Raw genomic sequence first — 23,244 nt, 5'->3', positions numbered from 1 at the left:
ACCGCTTGGATCACAAGGCTGTCCCACGGGGGCCTCTGGAATCGCCGTAATCTCCAAAGCCTCTTGATCCCTGTGATGGCCTGGCTGACGGCACTGCTGATCAATGCGGTGTTGATCTCGTTTGCGCAAACCACATCCGTGCTGACCCGAGCTGGATGGGTCCATGCCGGCATCCTCGGCACGGTTCTTTGGGGAGGAATCGGCTGGACCGGTTGGCTGTCGGTAGTGGCTTATCTGGTGCTGGGAAGTCTGGTGACCAAGCTGGGTTGGCAGAACAAGCAGCAACGCGGGCTGGCAGAGGCTCGCGGGGGGCAACGCGGGCCGGAGAATGTTTGGGGCTCCGCAGCCACAGGTGCAGTGCTTGCCCTGCTGATCGGTGCTGGTGTTGAGCCGCGCTCCCTTCTCCTGATCGGCTTCGCCGCCAGTTTCTCGGCCAAGTTGGCGGATACGTTTGGCAGTGAGATCGGCAAACGCTGGGGCCGCACCACCGTGCTGATCACCACCCTTAAGCCTGTTGCGCCTGGAACTGAGGGAGCCATCAGTCTCGAAGGCACCTTCGCCAGTGGCGTCGGCAGCGTGTTGATGACTGTTGTGATGGGTGTTCTGGGTTTTCTCCCCAACTGGCCTTGCTGGATTTTGGTGGCGAGTGTGGGGCTGAAGGCCACCCTCGCGGAGAGTGTCCTGGGCGCTGTCGCCCAGGACCGCTTCAGCTGGCTCAGCAATGAGCTCGTGAATGCCTTGCAGACGTTGCTGGCCGCAGCACTTGCCATGTTGCTGGCAGCAGTTCTCCATCTCGCCTAGCCCATCGCTGCAGCTGTTTCACAGCGTCTTGGATGCCGGATTTGATCCGGGCTCGACTGACGCCAAAGCAGCGGCTCATGCTCACAAGGCTCATGCGCTCGATGAAGTAGCCACGCAGCCATTCCTGCTGATTGGGCTCAAGATCGTTGAACACCTTCAGTAGCCAGTCCCTTTGGTGGTCTTGGACATCCTCGGGTTGTTCGAGCTGTTCGAGTTGGCAGCTTGCGGTCTGCTCTCCACGGCTATCGCTGTTCTGATCAAGCCTCCCCAGACGCGCCATCCGAACGGCCTCTTGGGCCTGTCGCAGGCGTTCAGTGCTGACGCCAAGCTGCACGGCCAGCTCCTGCTCAGAGAGCCGTGGCTTGCCGATCGCCTCTTGTTCCTGCTGGAGTCGCGCGCATTTCACGGTTAGATCACGCAGGCGCCAGGGAATTCGAAAGCATTCCGCCCGGTCGCGGCGGTAGTGGAGGATCTGTCCTGTGGCGCGGCTGATCAGATAGCTGCTTGGCTGAAACCCACGAGAAGGATCAAAGCGCTCGATGGCTGTCAGAACGCCAATGCGGGACTCCTGGAGGAGATCGTCGAAGTCCTCGCATCCTTTGTTGGCTTGTCGTCGTGCGGCGAGGTGGGCCAGCCCGAGATGTTCAAGCAGAGATTGATTGCGTTTGGTGGTGACTGGATCAAGACCGCGATGGGCTTCGCGGCGTTGACGGATGATTTTGCGAATGGATCGGTTCATGGGAAAACTTCAGTCCCCCACAGCCTTTCCCTGGCTGGCTTCGCAGGCTGCACACCCAGGTGCCTGGATTCGGCACTCAGGTGCCCTCCGGCTCGTTACTTGATTTGAGAGCTAGCGGACAGACACATCGGCGGTGGTGTCCAGCTGGGCCCAGGCCAGCAGTGCCGTCCATTCCCGAACTTGACGGTGGATCCAGGCATGGCCATCGGCGTTGAGGTGGATTCCATCGGGTTCGATCCAGCTCAGCCAGGCAGGATCCGATCGCATCGCCTGATGCAACGGCAGAAATGGCACGTCAGCGTCATGGCAGACCTCGCCGAGGGCGGCTTCGTAGCGCTCGATGTCCCGATTGCTGTACCAGAGGCAATTGGCAAAGGGCATCACCTGCTCATCAACCGGCGTCAGCCCAAGCACCAGAGCGCTGCAGCTCTGACGCATCTCCTCCAGCAGCCGAGCCATGCCAAAACCAAAGCCTTCCAGGCTGAGTTGGGGCCGGCCGTCAACACGCCCCACCCGTGCCGTGTCGTTCAAGCCGACACTCAGCAAAACGCCATCGGGGACATGGCGACGCAATTCACCACGACAGGACCACTCCGATCGCCAGCGCGCCGCTACACGCTCCAATCCATCGCCGCGCACTCCAAGGCCATAGACCACCGGCGTTTTAGGCAGGCCCATCCACTGCAGCCGGAGCCGCTGGCACCAGCCGCCGCCCTCGCGGTCTCCCCAGCCGTGCACGCCACTGTCACCCAGCACCACGAGTTGTCGCGGGGCAAGCGTCATCACCTGATCAGGTGTTCACAGCCCGCCAGCTTCGCAGGCCCAGTGATTTTGCAGTCGCTCACTCACCATCTCACCGGCCATGGTGAGCAGGGCATAGGCAAGAACGAGCCAGATCACCAGAGCCCAGTGAAAGGACGTCAGCGATTCCCGCAGTTGCCAGCCCAGCCCGGCTCCTCCCACTAGGGCCACCACGGCAGTATCGCGCAGAATCACATCCATGCGATAGGCGGCATAGGCGAGGTAATTGCGACTCGCGCCAGCCAGGTCTCCATAAAGCCAGCAGAGGCGCTGGGATGCACCGCTGCACTGCATGGCCGTTCGGGTGGCGTTGCTGCGGCTGTCGAGTTCGTCCTGCAGCACGCGTCCCATCACCCCGAGGTGATGCAGCCCCAAAGCGATGGCGGCCAGTCCCAGGCTTGGTTTGGCAAGCAGCAGCAGAAGCAGTGCCGTCAGGGGTGGCGGGAACAGGCGCATCAACCCCCAACTGACACGCTGCATCACAACGCCATAGCGCCCTGGCCAGAGCAACAGGCCTAGGGGTGGTCCGCCGATGGCGACGGCAGCCGCCAGGGCGGTGAGCCAGATCGTTGACCCGATCAGCGTGAGCCAGGGGGCTGTTGGCAGGGCTTCGATGGCAGCGTTGAGAGCTCCACTGCCGGAGAGATCCGTCAGGGGAAGCATCAGCTGTGGCATCGAGAGATCCATCGCGAGCAGTCGCCCCCAGCCAGCGCCAACACCGGGAGCCAGCAGGATCAGGGCTCCGATCAGCTTCACACCCAGTCGATGGGTGAGAACTTCGAGTGATCCCATCGCCATCGCCAGGAGCCACAGACCGCTCCACAGCTCGTTGAATTGCAGCGACTGCATGCTCAGGGCCAGGTCGGTCCCGAGCCCACCGAGTCCGAACACCCCGAGCAGCAGTGCGGATCGCAGAGCGCATTCGAGTCTGTGCGCCATGTGGTGACTGAGGCTCTCTGCGAACGACGGCAGCAGTGCGGTGATCAGCGTGGGAATCGTTCCAGCCCCATTGCTGCGCAAGGCCTTCATGGCTGGGATATCACGACTGTCGATCTGGTCTGCCACCACCCGTGCCATCAAGGCCGCATAGGGCAAAGCGATGGCCATGACGGCCACCCAGCTGCTGAGTCCGAAGATCTGCAGCAGCAGCAGACCCCAGATCAGCTCATGCAGCGATCGCAGGGGGGAAAGCAGCCGTCTGATCCAGCGGGATGCTCCTGCAGTGCCGGAGACCAGGACCCAGATCGTTCGTGAGCTGATCAGTCCGAGCAGAACGCCCACGACGCAGCTGAGACTCCAGGAGAGCAAGGCCGTGATCAGAGTGATCTGGAGCCCAGTGACCTGTGCGGAGAGCACCGTCGGATCCAGAGATGGCTGAAATGCGGCCACCACGAACTGGCTCAGCAGGGTCAGCCCGCCACCGTGCAGATCACCCAGCATCTGAATGAGCAGTGGTGGAAACACCAGCGCCGGCAGCAGCGGCAGCAGTGGCAGAGCTGGCTTCAGTCGTCCTGATAGAGCCATTGCAGGTCCTCAGGATGCAGATTGCCGCTGGGTTGATCCATCACCAGATGGCCGTCGCGTAATCCGAGCACACGGTCGAAATGTCGGACCAGGTCGGGGCGGTGCAGGCTCACCACACAACCAGGCAGTGCCAGCAGCTGTTCCAGAACCTGTTCAGAGAGCCGTGGGTCCAGCGCCGAGAGAGGTTCATCCGCCAGTGCCAATGACGGTTGCTGACGCAGCAGTCTTGCCAGGGCAACGCGTTGACGCTGACCACCGGACAGCTGGGCCACAGGTGTTTCGAGCAGTTCGGCTTCCAGTCCCACCTGCTGCATCACTGCAAGACAGTCCCCATGGGCCAGCGGGCTTAGCAGGTTGCGAAGAGCCCACAGCAGTGAATGGCGGCCGAGAGCTCCTGCGTTGATGTTGCGTGCCACGTTCAGTTCTTCCACGAGCAGAAGCTCCTGCCAGAGCGTGCCGATCGCACGCCGCTGATTCCTGGACAGCCGATGCACGGCAGTCCCGTTCCAGTGAACGGTTCCTTGATCCGGTTGAAGACTGCCATTGGCAAGAGAGAGCAAGCTGCTCTTGCCGGCACCGCTGCGACCAAGCAGGCAGACACGCTCTCCGAGGCTGATCCGGAGGCTGAACGGCTTCAGGCGTCCTTCGACGCCTGCTCGCGTCAGCTCCAGTACGCCATTCACCGGATTTTGCCCAGCTGACGTCCCACCTTTTCGATCGCCGCATAGTCGGACGCCTTGGCCGGTATGAAGCGTTTGGCTCCAAATAGCTCGAGCACGTCACGGCGACGGGCCGTGTCCGGTTTCAGGCCAATCAGTGTGGTGCGGATGCGTTCCGTGAAGCCGCTGCCGAAACGCTGATCAAGGCCGGGACGTGCGACCCAGTGGTAATCCGGGTAGGTCGGCGTCCTCCAGATCACGCGGACTTTGTTGGGGTCAACCTTGCCGGCCTTCACATTGCTGGACCAGACCTGCTCGTTCAGAGCACCGGCCTGGTATGCACCGCTTTGTACCATGGCGATGGTGGCGTCATGGCTGCCGCTGAAACCGGGTCGACCACCGGCGAAATCAGCGGGGGTGACGCTCGCCTGCTTCATGAAGTACTGCGGCATCAAACGACCAGACGTGGAGCTTTCCGAGCCGAACGTGAACCGTTTGCCCTTCAGTTGCTTCAGCTGATCCTGGCTGTTGATCGGTCTCAGGCCGCTGCTGCCGTTGGCGATGAACACGCTGGTGAAACGGGCATCGATGTCCCGTTGCGCCAGAACCCGTGCACCGGGGGTCTGAAGGCGTGCCTGAACGCCGGTCAGGCCACCGAACCAGACCAGGTCAAGGCTGCCGGTGCGGAAGGCACTGACGGCGGCGGCGTAGTTGCTAACCGGGACGTAACGGACTGGGACGTTCAGCTTGGCGCTGAGCTCCTGCGCGAGAGACCCATAAAGACGATTCAGTTTCTCCGGGTTCTGATCCGGAATGGCACCGACTTTGAGGGTTTGGCCAGCGGAGGTGCTTGAGGCCGTGATTCCGAGACTGAGGATCAGTCCGGTGAGAACCACGGCCCGACGTTCTCGGGTGGGCATTTTGAGGGTGGTTTTGGTGGGTCGGTTCAGCGGTTGTTGAGCAAGCTGCGCAATCGCCTTAGACCGTCCTCGATCGTCTCACGCGATACAGCGCACGACATGCGGATGCAGGTGTCATCTCCGAAGGCGGCGCCCGGAACCAAAGCGAGCCCCTGCTCGTCCAGTGCACGGCGACAGAAAGCGATCGAATCCTCGCTTCCCTGGGGCAACTGGGGAAACGCATAGAAGGCTCCCTGGGGATCGCACAGGGTGATGCCGTCGATTGTGCGCAGCCCTTCGCTCAGCAAACGGCGCCGGCGGTTGTAGCTGTCGGCCATGGATTCAACGCACTGTCTCGACCCCTGCAGTGCCGCCAGTGCGCCGCGCTGAGCAAAGCTGCAGACGTTGCTTGTGCTCTGGCTCTGAAGCGCTGTCGCCGCCTTAATCACCGATTCAGCACCAGCCACATACCCAAGCCGCCAGCCCGTCATGGCCCAACCTTTGGCGAAGCCGTTCACGGTGAAACAGCGATCGGCCAGGCTCGTGTCGAGTGAGGCAACGCTGCAGTGTGTCTGGCCTTCGGCCAGGAGATATTCATAGATCTCATCGCTCATCACAGACAGCTGGGGATGGCGATGCATCAGGGCCACGATCTGTTCCAGCTCGGAACGGTCCATCACCCGTCCTGTTGGATTGCCTGGGCTGTTGATCACCAGAAGTTTGCTTCTGGCTGTAATGGCTTGTTCGAGTTGCTCGAGATCCAGACGGAATCCCTCTCTGGCCAGGGATGGAATCAAACGTGATTCAGCTCCCGCCATTGATGCGATGGCGGGATAGCTCAGCCAGAAAGGCGCGGGAATCAGGACTTCATCTCCAGGATTCAGCAGCACCTGGAACAGGTTGTAGATCGCTTGTTTGCCGCCGTTGGTGATCAGCACCTGGGCGGATGACGTGGGGATACCGTTTTCCCTCGTCAGCTTTTCCGCCACAGCGGTTCTCAGCTCCGGATCCCCCGCGGCCGGCCCATAGCGCGTAATGCCATCACGCAACGCTTGCTGAGTGGCTTCAACGATGAAATCAGGGGTATCAAAATCCGGCTCGCCAGCACTCAGACTGCAAATATCCTGTCCTGCGTTCTTCAACGCCTTCGCCCGTGCCGAGATCTCCAGGGTGAGGGAGGGCCTGAGGGACTTGGCTCGATCGGAAAGGGCTAACGGACTGGGCATCGGCAACGCACCACCCCCGGTGCGCTTCAAAATCTCATCCTGCCTCACGTGGTGTCGCAGATCACCCTTCCTTCGGCTTCAGCCATGAATCCAACGCAGATCAGCTGGGTGTTGGCCTCCCATGAGCCTGGGCAGCTGAAACTGTTTTATGAAACGGTGCTGAACCGGGAGGCCCAACAGGGCTTCTCAGATCAGCACTGGACCCTCGTGCTGGCCGAGGGTGTGGCACTAGAGATCTATCGCCCGTCTCGGTCCCGTCCCTTCCCGGAGCGAGGCCGCTGTCTCTCGATCTGTTTGCGCCTGGATGCCAGCCAAACTCCGCTGGAGCGACTCAATTGCCTGCTGCCAGAGCTGCAGAGAATCGGAGCTGAGGTGGTGGAGGATCCACGCCTTGAACGCTTCGGCGCGGAGTGCTGGTTGCAGGATCCTGAGGGCAACACTTGTTTGATCGTTGTTCCAATTGCTCCTGCGGCGACGCGTACAGGCTGATGAGCGACACCTCACGTCTCATGACGGACGAGGCGCTTCAGCGCTGTTCCAGCTGCACGGACTGCTCCCTGGCTGAAACACGGCAGACGGTTGTGATTGCGCGCGGCAATACCGAGGCGCCTTTGATGGTGATCGGAGAAGCGCCAGGGGCTCGTGAAGACGCCACCGGTCAACCGTTCGTGGGGCGTTCCGGTTTGGCCCTGGATCGTCTCTTGAAGGAGGTTGGCTTTGATCTCGAGCGTGACGTTTATATCTGCAATGCGGTGAAGTGCCGTCCGCCCAAGAATCGACGCCCCAAGCGCAGTGAGTTGGCGGCCTGTCGACCCTGGCTCGATCTGCAGCTGGATCTGGTGAATCCTGAGGTGATCGTGCTGGCTGGTGCAACGGCTGTAGAAGCGATCCTTCAGATCAAGGGTGGGATGAGCCAGCTGCGGGGGCGCTGGCAAAGCTGGAACCAGAGAGCCGTGATGCCGGTCTTCCATCCTTCCTATCTGCTGCGCAATCCCTCCAGCGATCCCGGTGCCCCCCTCGATCTAACCCGCGCTGATTTCAGCGCGGTTCGGCGTCGCCTGTGCGAACGTTGACCTGCATGCGGCAACATCCGCCATGACCGCCACCCTGCCGACCACAGCGGCCGTTGTGGACCGTCGCTACGACACCCAGATCAACCGCCGGGTCACCCGCACCGTGATGGTCGGTGACATTCCCATCGGCAGCGAGCACCCAGTGGTGGTGCAGTCGATGATCAATGAGGACACGCTCGATATCAAGGCAGCTGTGGGGGGCATCCTGCGGCTTGCTGAGGCCGGCAGTGAGATCGTTCGTGTGACCACGCCCTCCATGGCCCATGCCAAGGCGATGGGTGAGATCCGCGCTTCCTTGCGGGCGCAAGGCTGCATGGTTCCCCTGGTGGCGGACGTGCATCACAACGGCCTCAGGATCGCCATGGAGGTTGCGCAGCACGTCGACAAAGTGCGGATCAATCCGGGCTTGTTCGTCTTTGACAAGCCCGATCCCAACCGTCAGGACTTCTCGGCTGAAGAGTTCGCAGCCATTGGAACCAAGATCCGCGAGACGTTCGAACCCCTGGTCACCCTGCTGCGTGATCAGAACAAAGCCCTGCGGATCGGTGTGAATCACGGATCGCTGGCGGAGCGGATGCTGTTCACCTATGGAGACACCCCCAAGGGAATGGTGGAGTCGGCGATGGAGTTCGTTCGGATCTGCGACGACCTCGATTTTCACAACATCGTTGTGTCGATGAAAGCCTCGCGCGCGCCTGTGATGCTGGCGGCTTATCGCCTGATGGCGGACACGCTGGATGAGGCCGGATTCAATTACCCCCTGCACCTCGGCGTCACGGAAGCCGGCGATGGTGATTACGGCCGGATCAAGAGCACGGCGGGCATTGCCACCCTGCTGGCGGACGGTCTGGGAGACACGCTCCGCGTATCGCTGACCGAGTCTCCAGAGCGTGAAATCCCAGTTTGCTACTCGATTCTTCAGGCACTGGGACTGCGCAAGACGATGGTGGAATACGTGGCTTGCCCAAGCTGCGGCCGCACCCTGTTCAACCTTGAGGAAGTGCTGAAGCAGGTTCGTTCGGCTACTGATCACCTCACAGGCTTGGACATCGCCGTGATGGGTTGCATCGTCAATGGTCCCGGTGAGATGGCTGATGCCGACTACGGCTACGTCGGCAGAGGCCCTGGGGTGATTGCGCTGTACCGCGGGCGCGAAGAGATCCGCAAAGTTCCCGAGGCCGAAGGTGTTGAGGCCCTGATCCAGTTGATCAAAGAGGATGGGCGTTGGGTAGATCCCGCCCCAACTCGTTAACGTAAAGAACCGATTACGAGGGCGCATGCCCAGTCCCATCCGTCTGGGTTCGCTGCTTCGTTCTGGCCCTCTTTTGGTGGTGCTTGGTCTCGCTGGTGTGGCCACCGCGGTGACGGTGGCGCAGCCGAGCCTCAGCCTGCCGAGCGCGTCCGGTGGCTCGATCACTGACAGCCCCAAAGAGGTGATCGATCAGGTGTGGCAAATCGTCTACCGCGATTTTCTTGATTCGAGCGTGTCCTATTCGCCGGATCGCTGGAAGCAGCTGCGTCGTCAACTACTGGCTAAGTCCTATTCGGGCACCGGCGAGTCTTACGAGGCGATCCGGGGCATGCTCGCCAGCTTGAAGGATCCCTATACGCGCTTCCTGGATCCGAAGGAATTCAAGGAGATGCAGATCGACACGTCCGGGGAACTCCTGGGTGTGGGGATTCAGCTCTCACTGGATAAGGACACCAAGGAGCTCACGGTGGTGTCTCCGATTGAAGGCACACCGGCATCGAAGGCTGGCGTCCAGCCCCAGGACGTGATCGTCACCATCGACGGCAAGTCCACAAAAGGCATGAGCACGGCCGATGCCGTGAAGCTGATCCGTGGACCGGAAGGCTCGAAGGTTGAGTTGGGGCTTCGCCGCAAGGGTCAGGTCCTGAACGTGCCACTGGTTCGTGCACGCATTGAAATCAATTCCGTTGACACCTCTCTGAATACGGCGCCCAACGGCAACAAGATCGGCTACATCCGGCTGAAACAGTTCAATGCCAACGCCTCGCGTGAAATGCGAGACGCGATTCGTGAGCTGGAATCGGAAGGGGCACAGGGATATGTGCTGGATCTCCGGAGCAATCCCGGCGGCCTCCTGGAGGCAAGCGTCGACATTGCCCGGCAGTGGCTGAATGAAGGAACCATCGTGAGCACGCGGACGCGGGAAGGTATCCGCGATGTTCGACGGGCGACGGGGTCTGCCATCACCGACAAACCAATGGTGATCCTCGTCAATGAGGGCTCGGCCAGCGCCAGCGAAATTCTCTCCGGTGCCCTGCAGGACAACGACCGCGCTCAGCTCGTGGGGATGAAGACCTTTGGTAAGGGCCTTGTGCAGTCCGTCCGCGGTTTGGCTGATGGCTCGGGGATGACCGTGACCATCGCCAAATACCTCACCCCCAGTGGACGTGACATCCACCAAAACGGCATCGAGCCTGATGTTCAGGCCACGATGACTGAGGATGAAATCCGATCGATCACCGCAGATGATCTCGGTACGGGTCGCGATAGCCAGTACAGAGTTGCTGAAACAACACTGATCAGAATTCTGGGACAAGCCAGTGCTGGCCAGACCTACGACCCGACCAGCGCCAACCTCTTATCCGCGTTTCAGCGGTAGGGATACAACCCGAAACCCTCCTGCTGGCTGCGGCTTCCCATACCGCTGCCGGCAACCTGGGTCACCCCTGGCTGACGTCCGTTTCTGATGCTGGCTAACAGGGCCTGGCAGCCTCCAGCACCAGCGATGGTGCGATCAACAACGCTGACGGGAATCGAGCGTCCCCAACCCGGAGCCCATCCCATCCTCTGCCCCTGCCGATCCAGCATCGTCATGGCCTGCCTCCTGCTCAGCTCACCGTTCCTGAGCAGACAGGTTGTCGCGGCCAGGGTGCTGGCCTGCATGGCTGGCCCCTGGGTTTGGATCGGAGCAGGTGCGGGCCTCATCACCGGGGCCTGGGGATAGGCAATCGGCTGGGGGCGCGTCGGCATCCCGTAACCGCCGCCCAAAGGCAGTCCCATGCCGCCTCCTCCAAAGCCATTGCCACCCAATCCGCCACCGCCGAACTGGGACAGGGCAGCCATTGCTAGTTGCATTAAAAGTGATTCCATAAAAAGTTGGCGTCTTCTTGGTATGTCAGTTCCAGGTTGTCACTTTTGGAATGTCTTGATGCGCGCTAATTGCAACAAAGCTGTGACCAGATCCAACTGGCCCTGAATATGATCGCTTGATGTCTTGCAGAGCTTGTTCGTGGTGTCCCAACGATCGAGCTGATTCGCTTGTTCGGTGAGAAAGCTCCATCTGGGTGCACAGCACCTGGAGACATCTGATGACATTGTTCTGCCAGGTCGATTTTTTTGATTGCAGTGCAATTAGATGATGGGGGCATGTCTTATTCGCTGCTTTGATTTGCTTGCATGACGGCGTGGGGCTGTTGAACCATGTCCATGGGATCTGTCAATGATAAAATTTCGGATTAATGGGTATTAACCCAGCAGATCCGGTGGTGTGAGCTGACTTGATCCTAAAAATGTTGGGAATCAATCTGCTCATCGCTGCCATTGGGCATATGCGGCGATCTGCCACAAATAGTCGTTTTTTCAGGCAGTGTTTTTGACGTCACTTTGTTCTGGCTATCGCTTTCTTCTGCCCGTAAACTCTTCAACAATGGAGAGGTTATCTGCTTGTCAGGAAAAGGGTTCTGACCCGGCAGTCTCAGGCGAACACCGTGGTGAATGATGTCAGTAAGCTCGAAAGCCAGGTTTTGATGGGTTCGAGACTGAAGTCTGGTTTGGTTTGATCGTTTGAGGACATTGCAACACCTCCTTCCCCATGGACTTTTTTTGAATATCCAGCTATTGTGAAGCCCTGTCGTTGAGGGCCTGAGCAGTAGCGATCAAATAATTGCATCACCTGTTGGGGTGGCAACTTCGCTGTGTACCTTGCTTCAATTTCAATGCGATGTTGCGAGCGTGGGTAGGCGCGTAGCGATGCAATGTCCTGAGGTGAATAGCGAGACAAGGTATTCACCATGGCTTGAACATGCTCTGGCCGTGAAATCAATCCACCGGCGCAATCCTGCATCCGATGGGCAGCTTCATGGGCCAGGGTGTTCCAGACTTGACCAGGCGTTCGATGCGCTCTGCAGACGATTAGATAATTTCGTCTTGAGTCATAAGCTCCTTGTAGTCCGCGTTTGCAATCTCCTTGCGTCACCCGAACACCATTGCGTTCAAGCCGAAGCCGAAGTGCGTCTACATCAGACCAGCGACTGGCTTTTGATTCCGATGGAGTAAGACCTAAACCTGCAGCTGCAACGGTCAGTAGCAAACACGTATTCAGTCGCTTCATCAATCAGAAATTGAGCTATTTACATCCTGATTCAGACGACAATGGGAATAATCACTGGGCTGTTATGCAGTCGTGACCAAAGATGACTGGAGCTATTTCTTCTGCGTTTGAGATGCTTTTTACGAGCCAGAGCTCAAGTCAGGAGATTGGCTGCATCAGGCCGCCGCCACCGCCACCGTCGTTGGAATCGTCGTCATCGCTTTGGCCTGTCTGAAAGACGGCAAAGAGACCGAGAGCGCTGAGGCAAAACAAGCCACTAACTAGTCCTATCGGACCTGATGTGGTGCCCAGCTCAATGAATTCGCCCATCTCTCCACGTCTGAGTGGTGCCAATGTAACGAAGATTTGCGGACTTGTGGAGTTTTTCTCAGAAATCGGACTACGCCGTCACACCCGCAGCACCTGGTCGTTCTGCCGCTTTTGGTCTGCCTCCGCTTCGCCGGCAGTTCGTCCATCGAGATCGGGTATCTGAGCCGCCATCTGTTTGAGCCATTCCATCAGTTGCTCCAACTGCTTCTCCATCGGCAACACGCCAAGACCACGGGCCATGACCTTGTGGAGAATCCCACTTCCGGCTTGATACACCAGGCGTCCGTGGAGATGCTGCGGAAGGCCTTGTCGCAGCATGCGGAACGCCGGTTCCTCCATCGGTGTTTCCAGAGCGATGTTTGGCTTTTCCGGCCGAATCCTGGAAAAACCGCAGCGTTTGGCCAGCAGCTTGAGTTCCATGAGTTGCAGGAGGGACTGCACAGCTCCGGGTAGTGCGCCGTAGCGATCAGCCCAGCCAGCAGCCAGTTCCACCAGGGCTTCGGAACTTGTGCAGTCGGCGGCGGCTCGGTAGGCCGCAATTTTCTCGTCTGGGTCGGTGATCCAGTCCGCTGGGACGAAGGCGGTCACCTGCAGGTCCACCTGGGTGTCTTCCACGCTCGGAATGTCCTGCCCTTGAATCTCCGCCAGGGATTCCTGCAGCATTTCCATATACAGATCAAATCCGATCGTCTCCATCTGTCCGCTCTGCTCCACCCCCAGCAGATTGCCGACACCTCGGATTTCCATGTCCCGCATCGCCAGCTGGTAGCCACTGCCCAGTTGGGCAAATTCCTGGATAGCCCGCAGACGTTGACGAGCGTTATCGCTCAGGGAGGCATTGCCTGGATAGAACAACCAGGCATGGGCCTGAATGCCGCTGCGACCGACTCGTCCTCGCAACTGATAGAGCTGGGCCAGTCCGAATCGATGGGAGTCCTCGATCAGAATCGTGTTCACCCGAGGGATATCGAGACCGCTCTCCACGATCGTGGTGCACAGCATCACATCTGCCTCGCCGGCATTGAACGCCACCATGGCGCTCTCCAGCTCACCCTCTGCCATCTGGCCGTGCGCCACCAAGAGCTTCAGACCGGGAAGCATGCCGCGAAGCCAGGCAGCCACGTCCTCAATGCCCTCCACCCGGGGCACCACATAAAACACCTGGCCGCCTCGATCGAGTTCCTGGCGAATGGCACTGCGGACCGCTTCGGGATCCAGGGCGGCCAGGTGGGTTTTGATCGGTCGTCTCAACGGTGGGGGAGTGGTGATCAGACTCATCTCTCGCACTCCGGAGAGACTCATATAGAGCGTTCGAGGAATCGGTGTAGCCGACAGCGTCAACACGTCGACGTCTTTTCTCAAGACCTTGATTTTCTCTTTCTGGTTGACTCCGAAACGCTGTTCCTCATCCACCACAAGCAAGCCGAGTTGGTTGAAGGCTGCGCCTTTGCCCAGCAACTGATGGGTCCCCACCACCGCATCCACCGTGCCGGTCTTGAGGCCATCAAGAATGCCTTTCCGTTCCGAGGCTGTTCGGAAACGGTTCAACAAGGCCACTTTGATCGGATAGGGCGCAAAGCGTTCGCTCAGGGTGCGCCAGTGCTGCTGGGCCAGAACGGTTGTTGGTGCCAACATGGCCACCTGCTTTCCCGCCGTAATCGCCTTGAAAATGGCGCGGATCGCGACCTCGGTTTTACCGAAGCCCACGTCTCCGCATACGAGCCTGTCCATCGGCTCCGGTTTCTCCATGTCGCGTTTCACATCAGCCGTGGCTTTGAGTTGATCAGGAGTCGGTTCGAAGGGAAACGACTCTTCAAGTTCGATCTGCCATGGTCCATCGACGGGAAAGGCGTAGCCATTGGCCTGATGTCGCTCCGCGTAGAGCTTCACCAGGTCCATCGCGACCTTGCGAACGGCTTTCTTGGCTCGTTCCTTGGCCTTGGTCCAGGCCGATCCACCCATTCGGCTGAGCTGGGGGGGCGTTTCGCTGGTGGCCCTGTATCGACCAAGGCTTCCCAGCTGATCTGCAGCGACCCGAAGCGTTCCATCCGCATACTGCACGACCAGGTAGTCGCGGATGTCGCCCGATACGGCGAGCTTTTCCATCGTCTTGAAGCGTCCGATGCCGTGATTGCGATGCACGACGAAGTCGCCGGGACGCATTTTGTTGGGGTCGACAGTGCGGCTGGCTGCCTTGCGGCGCCGACGGACGTATCCGCTTGACGTCAGCGACTGCTGGCCGAAAAATTCCCGATCGGTCACCAGGGCGACGCGCCAGGCCGGCAACTGCACTCCCTCCAGCTCGGCACTGCCCCGGGTCTTGAGAGCCACCGGCGTGTTCTGTTGAATCAGCCGCTCAATCGCCGGAGCATCGCCGCTGTTCGGAACAAAACGACTGATGCAGTCATGTTCCTCGAGCAACGCCACGGCTCTGCTCGGTTGTGCGGACACCAGCCAGACGGCGGTTTTGTCCTTTTGATAGCCCTTGATCAGTTCGCCGAGCTTGCCGAACTGGTTGGGGTAAGCCGGCACCGGTCGGCTGGCCAGGTCGAAGCTGTTGGGGTGCGCGTCCTCCTCGAGCAACTCCGCCAGGTCAAAGCCCTCAAAGGCCTCCGCTGTTTGATAAGCCTCGGCGATGTCTCGATGCAGCACGCCAGGCCAGAGACGGTCCCGTTCGTCCTCGCTGAACCCCAGTTCAGCTGCCATCTCCTGATGATGCTCCGTCGCATGATCCAGCCATTGCTGCCCATGAGCGAGGCCGTGACGTCGCTCATCGATGACGATGCAACACCGCTCCGGTAGGTAGTCGAGCAGTGAAGCTGGCTGATTCCATGCCAATCCCATGAGGCGACGCATTCCCTCAGGGGTGCCTCCCTCCAGCAGGATCTCTGTCGCCTGTTCCCCCAGAAGCCTCTCGAGCCCCTCGGGCATCTGATCTCGGAGCCGGTCAGCGATCAGTGGGCTGAAGCCGGTCGGCGTTAACCGCAGCTGCTCGATCGCATCGAGGGAGCGTTGGCTGGCGGGGTCGAACTCACGCAGTTTGTCGAGCTCCTCTCCGAAGAATTCCAGACGCACTGGCAATTCGCTGCTGACCGGGAAAATGTCGACGATGTCCCCTCGTCGGCTCCAGGTGCCCTCCTGATCGATCGACGAGACCCGTTCATATCCGAGATGGGCCAGTCGTTCGCCGAGTTGTTCGAGGTCGATTTCGTCGCCACGTTTCAAGGTGCGGCATTGATCCGCGAGTGCTTGTGGAGGTGGCAGGTGGGGTTGGAGACATCGCTCCGTCGCCACAATCGCCTTGTTGACACCCTCGGGATCGCCAAGCAGGTCGCTGAGCACCTGAAGCTGTCCCCAGATGATTTCGCTGGTGGGATCGAATGGCTCGTAGGGAGATCCCTCACTTGTTGGGTACAGCCCAGCGCTGTCCCAGCCCATCAGGTCGAGCAGGGCCGTCCAGCGTCCCGCTTCCTCCAGGGTGGGCACCACCACCAGCAGGGGGCGTTGATCTCTGCGGGCCAGGGCACTGGCGATCAGGGCTCGGCTGCATCGCCCGGCCCCACGCATCAACAGGCGGTCCGTGCGTCTGGAACGCTCCAGCAGTTCTCCACTGAGAGCAGAGACCTGCAGCTGTCTGACCAGGGATCTCAGCGGCATCCATGAGGTGCTTCCAGCCTCCGATCTTTGCAGCGCGGGGACGGCGGTGTGGGGGATGAACCGGCTTGAGTCCGTCCCTTTCCTGGCCTGAATAGGTTGGATGTCACACCTGTCCTCGGTACATGCAATCAGTACCGAAACCATCAACGTGATCTTTGCTCGTTTACGGACTGCCCTGCTGGCGCTGCTGCTCTCCCTCGTGATCGTCAGCCCGGCATGGGCCGCCGAGCTGAAACTCTCCGGGGTCAGCCTCGATCCCTGTGGCCTCGAGGACCCCGGCAATCAACCCGATTTCGCCAGGCCGATGGGTGCCAGCTGCTTTGTGCTGAGTGGCATGGTCGACAACCCCGCTCGCAAGGCGGTGGTCGATACGGACGTTTTTGCCCGCATCCTCGATGCCAGCGGTGAACCCGTTCTGCCGAATCGAACCAGGGTGGGATCGATCGGGGATGTGAAGCCCGGAACCCATCCCTTTGCCTTGCGTCTATCAGTACCAGCCGGCACCCCTGGGCCCTTTGATGTGCGTAACGCCAGAGCAAGGGGCTTCACAGCTCCAGTGCGAACGCGAGCGGGTGTCGAAGATGAATTATTGCCTCTTGAACAATCGATTCAGTGAGTCTGTTGACTCACCAATCAGGATTCAGTAAGGCAGAGCTTCGGCGTAAAAGGCAAAGCTGGCATTCAGAAGCAGCTGCTGCAGCAGATTCAGGGCGACGAAGGCCAGGATTGCGGACAGATCAATCCCACCCAATGGTGGGATCAAGCCTCTGAAGGCATTGAGATAGGGATCGGTGATCGAACTCACCGTTGAAAGAACCGGGTTACTCCAGTCCAGATTCGGGAACCAGCTGAGCAGCACCCGCACAATCAGGACCAGCGAATAGATCTGCAGGGTCTGGGCTAACACCTGAAACAGGTTCACCAGAAGGTCCATGGAATCGGAAGGGACTTACCTGACTTTATGCAGCTTCCGAGACGGTGGCGGAAGTGATGGTGGCGGAACTGATCGTGGCGGGAGTTAGGTCTGGCAGCACCGAAAAGGTTCGATGAAACTTCTCAGACAGGGTCAGCCAGTAAGAACGCCCTTCGCTCTGGCGACGGCGCTCAATGAAATCCTGGGCCAGCAGTTCTTTGATGTGGTCGTAGGCACCCGAGCCACGAAGATCCACCAGTTCCGATTGCAAAATTCTCTTCTTCAACGCAATGGTGGCCAGGGTTCGCAGGGTGGCGGTTGAAAGGTTCACGGGCAGCAGGTTCTTCACCAAATCTCCAAGACCCGGTTTCAACTGCAGGCAATAGCGACCCTTGAGTTCAACGATTTCCAGCGCTGTCTCCCGTTGGGCATAACCGGTTGTGAGAACGAGCAGAGCTTGTTCCACCTCGCTGCGCTCGGACTGAGCCAATTCACTGAGCTCACCGATGCTGATCGGACGTCCTTTCAGATAAAGGATGGCTTCCAGCCGCGCAGCCAGTGAAGGGACACCAGGCATCACAACCCTCGTGATGCATCAAGGTACCGCCTCAATCCCTAAAGGAACAGGTGGTACGCCTGATTCTCCGTTTCGTCCCAACTCGGGTAACCCAGTTCGTCGAGGAAGCGGGTCCATTCCGTTCGTCCAGCCTCCGGCACGAGAACACCCACCACGATTCGACCCGTGTCGGAGCCGTGATTGCGGTAATGAAAGATGCTGATGCTCCAGTCGGGGTGCAGGGCGCTGACGAAGGTCATCAGGGCACCAGGGCGTTCCGGAAACTCGAATCGGTAAAGCAGTTCCTGGCAGTCGACAGATGGGGTTTGACGTGCTGATGCCGGCAGGCGGCCGCCCACCATGTGACGCAGGTGCACGACGGCAAATTCGTTGTCGCTGAGGTCCTGGCAGGGAAATCCCCGACTTGTGAGGCTCTGCACCAGCTCAACCCTGTCCTGCACACCGCGGATCTGAACACCGATGAAGATCTGGGCCCGTGCACCTTCCGTCATCCGGTAGCTGAATTCCGTGAGGCTTCGGTCTCTCAGTTCTTCACACAAATCCCTGAGACTCCCTGGCCGCTCAGGGATCTCCACCGCAAGCATCGCTTCTCGTTCCTCGCCGAGTTCAGCCCGTTCGGAAATGAACCGCAGACGGTCGAAATTCATGTTGGCGCCACAGGCCACGGCCACCAGGTGCTGCTGATCGAGATGTCGCTCCGCCACATCCCGCTTCAGACCAGCCACCGCAAGGGCTCCGGCCGGTTCCAGGATCGATCGCGTGTCTTCGAACACGTCTTTGATCGCGGCGCAGATGGCGTCGGTGTCGACGGTGATCATCCGGTCCACATAACGCTGGGCCAAAGCGAAGGTTTCAACACCCACCCGTCGCACAGCCACCCCGTCGGCGAACAACCCCACCTGATTGAGTTCAATCCTCTCCCCTGCTTCCAACGAGCGCGTCATCGCCGCGGCATCTTCCGGTTCCACTCCGATCAGCTCCACATCCGGCCAGAGACTTTTCACGTAGGAGGCCACACCGCTGATCAAGCCACCGCCCCCAACAGCCAAGTAGATGGCACGCGGCGGTTGATCGCACTGGCGCATGATCTCCAGACCGATGGTTCCCTGGCCCGCGATCACCTCGGGATCATCGAAAGGGTGGATGTAGGTGAGCCCTTCCTCGCGGCAGCGCCGTTCCGCTTCTGCCGATGATTCGTCATAGGTCTCTCCATGCAGAACAACTTCCCCCTCAAGGGCCCGCACGGCGCGCACCTTGACCTCTGGAGTCGTTGCAGGCATCACAATCACGGCACGACAGCCGAGACGCTTGGCACTGAGGGCCACACCCTGGGCATGGTTCCCGGCGCTTGAAGCAATCACACCGCGGGCGAGCTCGTCCGACGAGAGCTTGCTCATGCGGTTGTAGGCCCCGCGGAGCTTGAAGGAGAAGACCGGTTGAAGATCCTCTCGCTTCAACCAGATGCTGTTGTTCAGCCTCCGGCTGAGGTTGGGTGCGAAGTCGAGTGGCGTCTCCCGGGCCACGTCATAGACACGGGCACGCAGGACTCTCTGCAGATAATCGGTCATCCCTCCATTCTCTTCATGGCCATAGGCCATCTGGCAGCGGGATGGACCCCGTAGATTGCATGGGTTGGAGTGGGTGGTGCATGCATCTCGGAGATCTGACCCATCCGAATCAGCTGCATGGTCTCAGCATCGCGGAGCTGGAAGACGTCGCGCGTCAGATCAGGGAGCGTCATCTGGAGGTGGTGTCCACCAGCGGTGGCCACCTCGGACCTGGACTCGGTGTGGTGGAACTCACGCTTGCGCTTTATCAGACCCTTGATCTGGACAAGGATCGTGTGGTCTGGGATGTGGGTCACCAGGCCTACCCGCACAAACTGATCACCGGACGTTTTGGCACGTTCAACACCCTCCGGCAACAAAGCGGTGTGGCGGGATATCTCAAGCGCAGCGAAAGCAAGTTCGATCATTTCGGTGCGGGCCATGCCAGCACCTCAATCTCGGCGGCCCTTGGGATGGCGATGGCCAGGGATCAGCGCGGGGAGGATTTTCGTTGCGTTGCGGTGATCGGAGATGGAGCTCTCACCGGCGGCATGGCTCTCGAGGCGATCAATCACGCCGGTCATTTGCCCCACACGCCTCTGGTGGTGGTGCTCAACGACAACGACATGTCGATCTCTCCACCTGTCGGAGCGCTGTCGAACCATCTCAATCGGATGCGACTCAGCCCCCCGATGCAGTTTCTTTCCGGCAGCGTTGAGGAGAGTGTGCGCCATCTGCCTTTCATGGGCGGTGAGTTACCAGCTGAGTTGAACCGCCTCAAAGACAGCATGCGTCGTCTGGCTGTTCCCAAGGTCGGTGCGGTGTTCGAGGAGCTCGGATTCACATACATGGGTCCGATCGATGGTCACGACATCGCCGAGATGAAACGCACCTTTGAAGCAGCCCATCGTGATGGCGGCCCGGTGCTGGTGCACGTCGTCACAACGAAAGGGAAGGGGTATCCCTACGCCGAAGCCGATCAGGTGGGATACCACGCGCAATCGGCTTTCGACCTGAACACCGGCAAGGCGATTCCCTCCAAAACACCCAAACCGCCCAGTTACAGCAAGGTCTTCGGTCAATCCCTGGTGAAGCTGTGCGAGCAGGACAGCCGGGTTGTGGGAATTACGGCGGCCATGGCCACCGGAACCGGTTTGGATCTGCTGCAGAAAGCCATCCCCAGTCAATACGTCGATGTCGGGATCGCCGAGCAGCATGCGGTGACACTGGCGGCTGGCATGGCCTGTGAGGGGCTTCGTCCAGTCGTGGCGATCTACAGCACGTTCCTGCAGAGGGCCTTCGATCAGTTGATCCACGATGTGGGCATACAGAAGCTGCCGGTGACCTTCGTTCTGGACCGGGCCGGCATCGTTGGTGCCGATGGTCCAACCCACCAAGGGCAGTACGACATCAGTTACATGCGAGCGATCCCGAACTTCACGGTGATGGCTCCGAAGGATGAGGCCGAACTGCAGCGCATGCTGGTCACCTGTCTCGACCATGACGGCCCGGCAGCACTGCGAATTCCCCGTGGATCCGGAATCGGTGTGCCGTTGATGGAGGAGGGCTGGGAATCGCTGCCGATCGGACGGGGCGAGTTGCTCCGAGAAGGGGATGATCTCTTGCTTGTTGCCTATGGAGCCATGGTCCATCCGGCTCTGGCGACGGCCACCCTGCTGGAGGAGGCGGGATTGTCTGCCACGGTGATCAATGCCCGTTTCCTGCGGCCTTTGGATCAGGCCCTGATTCACCCTCTGGCCCGTCGAATCGGCAGGGTTGTCACCATGGAGGAGGGTGCTTTAGCTGGTGGATTCGGTTCGGCTGTTCTTGAATCCCTTTCAGACGAGGCGATCACTGTGGAAATGCTTCGCATAGGCATTCCAGATCAGCTGGTCGACCATGCCACGCCACAGCAGAGCAAGGACAACCTGGGCCTGACGCCACCTCAGATGTCGGATCGCATCCTCGAACACTTCGATCTTCGAGCACCTCTGGAGCTCGGTCAGAAGCAGGTCGGTCTGGTCTGACTCAGCGTCTGTGAGCTAAGTCAGCCAAGTGGAAGGTTGCAGGGAACGATCCCGGCAACCTCCCTGATTGGGCGTGATCTCAGAGAATTCCTCGTGCAGCCAGGCCCTGGATGGCGCCGATGCCGATGATGTGTCCGAGGCTGGTGGTGCCCAGCAGGGCAGCGTGTCCCATACCACCAAAGAAAGCGGGATTGGGGAGTTGAGCGCCTTCGTTGGGATGCTTAATCGTGGCCTTGCCGACGCCGATGGCGATCACGTTGCACACGATCATCACCAAGGCGACTTTGGGAGACCAGGAAAGAGTTGCGGGAGCAATGGCAAAGAGGGGGGTCAGCATGCAAGCCATGGAGCGACGCTCCATCATCTGGGTTCAGCGTTGCTGCGCCCGACTCTCTTAAGAGTTGTTCACTTCTTCCGGTTTGCGTCGCAACAGTCCCCACACCAAAACCGCATTGCCGAGGGTGAGAAACGCTTCCGCTCCTCCATGCAGGACATCGATGTCCACAAGTTCCGCATCGCAGCAGCGCAGTGCGATCACAGCAGCGGCAATGGTCACGACCACAAACAGGAGAGTCAGTTGAAACCCAAGCAGAGCTGCCTTCGGGATGCTGCTGCACTGTCTTGCCCAGTAGAGGAAAAACAGATAGGGAATCAGCGATAAGGCGAACAGTGGTGCGGGATCAATTGCAGCGAGATCAAATCCCATGTCAACTGGCCTCCTGACGTTTCAGCTGCAGTGCAGCGACCGCCAGAGTCGTGTTGCCGACAAGGGTGAAGCCGGCTTGAAGCACCACAAGCCCACGCAGGGCTTCGCTGTTGTCAAACAGATGCCAGGTGCAGGCGGCCATGGCGCTAACAAGGGCAGGAAGCATCGCCAGCGCCATTCCCCGCAGCCCGCGCCGCTCAAGTAACACGATCGCCAGGCACCACTCGATCACGGAGGCGATGTGGATCCACCAGGTGCCCAGCGACAGGACGTGCACGCAGACCTTGACTGCAAGGATCAGCCTAGGAACGCGCCACAACCGATCATGACGGCAGTGCAATGAAGGCCATGGGCGTCGGGATAACGGGAACTCCCGATGTGTTGCTCTGCGGTTACTACGGGGAGGACAACCTCGGCGATGACGCCTTGCTGCAGGTTCTGCTGCAGGAGCTGCCGGAGAGCGTCAGACCACTGATCACGGCGAGAGATGCGTCGGCCATTCAACGATTGGCGCCGGATGCGTCGATCGTGAACCGACGCTCACTGCGCTCGGTGCTTCGAAGCATCAGCAGCGTGAGGGCGCTTGTTCTGGGCGGGGGCAGCCTGCTGCAGGACAGCACCAGCGTCCGCAGCCTGGTGTATTACCTGTTGCTGATCGTGGTGGCACGTCTGCAGGGCCGCACTGTGATCCTCTGGGGACAGGGGCTCGGCCCGCTCAGGCGTCCCATCAGCCGTCTGATGGTGAGGCTTGTCCTGCCCTTCTGCAGTGGCGCATCGTGGCGGGATGCCCGTTCACTGGAGCGGGCGCGTCAGTGGGCTCCGTCGCTGCCGATGCAGATGGCTCCTGATCCCGTCTGGCAACTGCCATGCCGTGCCTGGATCGGGGGACGAGCTCTGGTCCTGAGCTGGAGACCCACGTCCCTGTTGCGGGACGACAACTGGCGGCAGTTGCTCCAGGCCCTGGCGATCCTGGCCTGCGAGTTGGATGCACCGGTTCGCTGGCTTGCGTTCCATCAGCATCAGGACGCCTCATTGCTGGACTCACTGGCGCAGCGGGGGTTGGTTCCTCCGGACCTTCTGGCTCGTAGCTGCACCGTGGTCCCTGATGGATTGCAGGCTGTGGTTGACACCGTTCAAGACGCCCGACTCGTGCTGCCGATGCGCCTTCACGCGCTCATCCTGGCCAGGTTGGTGTGCTGCCCCATGGCCGCTCTGAGTTACGACCCGAAGGTGTCGGCTGCGGCCGACATGGCGGGTGTGCCGTGCACCTCTCTGGAGGATCTCCCCGATCAGGACGGCTTGTTGATGCAGTGGCGGCAGGCTGTGGATCAGCCTGCTGATCCACAGGTCGTCGAAGCCATTCGAAGCAGGGCATCAGCCCATGCTGAATTGTTAAAGCGGATGCTCTGAGCCGTTGACTGACTT

The 23,244-nt window shown here is 59.9% G+C and carries 24 protein-coding genes; 8 read left to right on the top strand and 16 right to left on the bottom strand.

All coding sequences use genetic code 11. The features are described from left to right. Positions 1 to 75 precede the first annotated feature (75 nt). Positions 76 to 801, top strand: a complete 726-nt coding sequence (locus SYN9616_RS0104815) for a DUF92 domain-containing protein (protein ID WP_037990680.1) — start codon at positions 76 to 78, stop codon at positions 799 to 801. On the opposite strand, the gene SYN9616_RS0104810 is transcribed toward SYN9616_RS0104815, so the two are convergent. The 6 genes from SYN9616_RS0104810 to SYN9616_RS0104785 all read right to left on the bottom strand — a co-directional run bounded on the left by SYN9616_RS0104810 (position 716) and on the right by SYN9616_RS0104785 (position 6,649). Beyond that, on the bottom strand, positions 716 to 1,540 hold the full coding sequence (locus SYN9616_RS0104810) for a sigma-70 family RNA polymerase sigma factor (protein WP_028952110.1): 825 nt from the start codon (positions 1,538 to 1,540) through the stop codon (positions 716 to 718). The genes SYN9616_RS0104815 and SYN9616_RS0104810 overlap by 86 nt on opposite strands. Positions 1,541 to 1,651: 111 nt before the next feature. Next, entirely contained in the window at positions 1,652 to 2,323 is a 672-nt protein-coding gene (locus SYN9616_RS0104805; protein ID WP_028952109.1) for a GDSL-type esterase/lipase family protein, read from the bottom strand. Positions 2,324 to 2,338: 15 nt separating this feature from the next. Continuing rightward, positions 2,339 to 3,865 carry an ABC transporter permease gene (locus SYN9616_RS0104800; protein ID WP_028952108.1) on the bottom strand — a complete coding sequence of 509 codons (1,527 nt, stop codon included), beginning with the start codon at positions 3,863 to 3,865 and terminating at the stop codon, positions 2,339 to 2,341. Next, positions 3,844 to 4,548 (bottom strand): ATP-binding cassette domain-containing protein, encoded by a 705-nt coding sequence (locus tag SYN9616_RS0104795; RefSeq protein ID WP_028952107.1) that lies wholly within the window; start codon positions 4,546 to 4,548, stop codon positions 3,844 to 3,846. The genes SYN9616_RS0104800 and SYN9616_RS0104795 overlap by 22 nt, the downstream gene beginning before the upstream one ends. Next, positions 4,545 to 5,444, bottom strand: coding sequence for a putative selenate ABC transporter substrate-binding protein (locus SYN9616_RS0104790; RefSeq protein WP_028952106.1), 900 nt, complete (start codon positions 5,442 to 5,444; stop codon positions 4,545 to 4,547). The genes SYN9616_RS0104795 and SYN9616_RS0104790 overlap by 4 nt, the downstream gene beginning before the upstream one ends. Before the next feature lie 26 nt (positions 5,445 to 5,470). After that, complete coding sequence (locus SYN9616_RS0104785) at positions 5,471 to 6,649, bottom strand: pyridoxal phosphate-dependent aminotransferase (RefSeq protein WP_028952105.1); 1,179 nt, start codon at positions 6,647 to 6,649, stop codon at positions 5,471 to 5,473. 84 nt (positions 6,650 to 6,733) lie between these two features. Between SYN9616_RS0104785 and SYN9616_RS0104780 the strand changes: the two genes are divergently transcribed. Genes SYN9616_RS0104780 through SYN9616_RS0104765 form a run of 4 tightly spaced genes read left to right on the top strand, consistent with a single transcriptional unit; the run spans position 6,734 to position 10,352 of the window. Further along, positions 6,734 to 7,138 carry a VOC family protein gene (locus SYN9616_RS0104780; RefSeq protein WP_028952104.1) on the top strand — a complete coding sequence of 135 codons (405 nt, stop codon included), beginning with the start codon at positions 6,734 to 6,736 and terminating at the stop codon, positions 7,136 to 7,138. Continuing rightward, positions 7,138 to 7,722: a uracil-DNA glycosylase gene (locus SYN9616_RS0104775; RefSeq protein ID WP_232200033.1), complete on the top strand. Its 585-nt coding sequence runs from the start codon at positions 7,138 to 7,140 to the stop codon at positions 7,720 to 7,722. Before SYN9616_RS0104780 ends, SYN9616_RS0104775 begins: the two co-directional genes overlap by 1 nt. 22 nt (positions 7,723 to 7,744) lie before the next feature. Beyond that, complete coding sequence (gene ispG / locus SYN9616_RS0104770; RefSeq protein WP_028952102.1) at positions 7,745 to 8,974, top strand: (E)-4-hydroxy-3-methylbut-2-enyl-diphosphate synthase; 1,230 nt, start codon at positions 7,745 to 7,747, stop codon at positions 8,972 to 8,974. A gap of 25 nt (positions 8,975 to 8,999) precedes the next feature. Continuing rightward, positions 9,000 to 10,352, top strand: a complete 1,353-nt coding sequence (locus SYN9616_RS0104765; protein WP_028952101.1) for a S41 family peptidase — start codon at positions 9,000 to 9,002, stop codon at positions 10,350 to 10,352. Here the strand turns inward: SYN9616_RS0104765 and SYN9616_RS0104760 are convergent. The 4 genes from SYN9616_RS0104760 to mfd all read right to left on the bottom strand — a co-directional run bounded on the left by SYN9616_RS0104760 (position 10,343) and on the right by mfd (position 16,049). Then, positions 10,343 to 10,816 carry a hypothetical protein gene (locus SYN9616_RS0104760; protein WP_232200028.1) on the bottom strand — a complete coding sequence of 158 codons (474 nt, stop codon included), beginning with the start codon at positions 10,814 to 10,816 and terminating at the stop codon, positions 10,343 to 10,345. The two genes, SYN9616_RS0104765 and SYN9616_RS0104760, sit on opposite strands and share 10 nt — an antisense overlap. Before the next feature lie 631 nt (positions 10,817 to 11,447). Next, positions 11,448 to 12,083 (bottom strand): hypothetical protein, encoded by a 636-nt coding sequence (locus SYN9616_RS16805; RefSeq protein WP_198015138.1) that lies wholly within the window; start codon positions 12,081 to 12,083, stop codon positions 11,448 to 11,450. A 138-nt stretch (positions 12,084 to 12,221) separates the two neighbouring features. Continuing rightward, positions 12,222 to 12,392, bottom strand: coding sequence for a hypothetical protein (locus tag SYN9616_RS17595; RefSeq protein ID WP_198015137.1), 171 nt, complete (start codon positions 12,390 to 12,392; stop codon positions 12,222 to 12,224). A 78-nt stretch (positions 12,393 to 12,470) separates the two neighbouring features. After that, positions 12,471 to 16,049, bottom strand: a complete 3,579-nt coding sequence (gene mfd / locus SYN9616_RS0104740; protein WP_028952098.1) for a transcription-repair coupling factor — start codon at positions 16,047 to 16,049, stop codon at positions 12,471 to 12,473. Between the two features lie 100 nt (positions 16,050 to 16,149). On the opposite strand from mfd, the gene SYN9616_RS0104735 reads away from it, so the two are divergent. Further along, positions 16,150 to 16,665, top strand: coding sequence for a hypothetical protein (locus SYN9616_RS0104735; RefSeq protein ID WP_232200024.1), 516 nt, complete (start codon positions 16,150 to 16,152; stop codon positions 16,663 to 16,665). A 24-nt stretch (positions 16,666 to 16,689) separates the two neighbouring features. On the opposite strand, the gene SYN9616_RS0104730 is transcribed toward SYN9616_RS0104735, so the two are convergent. The 3 genes from SYN9616_RS0104730 to ilvA are packed head-to-tail and all read right to left on the bottom strand — an operon-like array spanning position 16,690 to position 19,107. Then, positions 16,690 to 16,983, bottom strand: a complete 294-nt coding sequence (locus tag SYN9616_RS0104730) for a YggT family protein (protein WP_028952096.1) — start codon at positions 16,981 to 16,983, stop codon at positions 16,690 to 16,692. Between the two features lie 25 nt (positions 16,984 to 17,008). Further along, positions 17,009 to 17,539 (bottom strand): SMC-Scp complex subunit ScpB, encoded by a 531-nt coding sequence (scpB, locus tag SYN9616_RS15205; protein WP_037990678.1) that lies wholly within the window; start codon positions 17,537 to 17,539, stop codon positions 17,009 to 17,011. A gap of 38 nt (positions 17,540 to 17,577) precedes the next feature. Continuing rightward, on the bottom strand, positions 17,578 to 19,107 hold the full coding sequence (ilvA, locus tag SYN9616_RS0104720) for a threonine ammonia-lyase, biosynthetic (RefSeq protein ID WP_028952095.1): 1,530 nt from the start codon (positions 19,105 to 19,107) through the stop codon (positions 17,578 to 17,580). An 80-nt stretch (positions 19,108 to 19,187) separates the two neighbouring features. On the opposite strand from ilvA, the gene dxs reads away from it, so the two are divergent. Further along, complete coding sequence (gene dxs / locus SYN9616_RS0104715; RefSeq protein ID WP_028952094.1) at positions 19,188 to 21,113, top strand: 1-deoxy-D-xylulose-5-phosphate synthase; 1,926 nt, start codon at positions 19,188 to 19,190, stop codon at positions 21,111 to 21,113. Between the two features lie 79 nt (positions 21,114 to 21,192). On the opposite strand, the gene psaK is transcribed toward dxs, so the two are convergent. The 3 genes from psaK to SYN9616_RS0104700 are packed head-to-tail and all read right to left on the bottom strand — an operon-like array spanning position 21,193 to position 22,096. Beyond that, complete coding sequence (gene psaK, locus SYN9616_RS0104710) at positions 21,193 to 21,450, bottom strand: photosystem I reaction center subunit PsaK (RefSeq protein WP_028952093.1); 258 nt, start codon at positions 21,448 to 21,450, stop codon at positions 21,193 to 21,195. Positions 21,451 to 21,507: 57 nt separating this feature from the next. Beyond that, a complete protein-coding gene (locus tag SYN9616_RS0104705; protein ID WP_028952092.1) occupies positions 21,508 to 21,819 on the bottom strand; it encodes a DUF3593 domain-containing protein in 312 nt (103 codons plus the stop codon). 1 nt (position 21,820) lies between these two features. Then, on the bottom strand, positions 21,821 to 22,096 hold the full coding sequence (locus SYN9616_RS0104700) for a DUF2499 domain-containing protein (RefSeq protein ID WP_028952091.1): 276 nt from the start codon (positions 22,094 to 22,096) through the stop codon (positions 21,821 to 21,823). A 71-nt stretch (positions 22,097 to 22,167) separates the two neighbouring features. Between SYN9616_RS0104700 and csaB the strand changes: the two genes are divergently transcribed. Continuing rightward, complete coding sequence (gene csaB, locus SYN9616_RS0104695; protein ID WP_028952090.1) at positions 22,168 to 23,229, top strand: polysaccharide pyruvyl transferase CsaB; 1,062 nt, start codon at positions 22,168 to 22,170, stop codon at positions 23,227 to 23,229. Positions 23,230 to 23,244: the final 15 nt, after the last annotated feature.

It is taken from the genome of Synechococcus sp. CC9616 (assembly GCF_000515235.1).
Lineage (GTDB): Bacteria > Cyanobacteriota > Cyanobacteriia > PCC-6307 > Cyanobiaceae > Parasynechococcus.
Note: the sequence above shows the minus strand (reverse complement) of the source record. Positions and strands in the feature narration are given on the sequence as shown.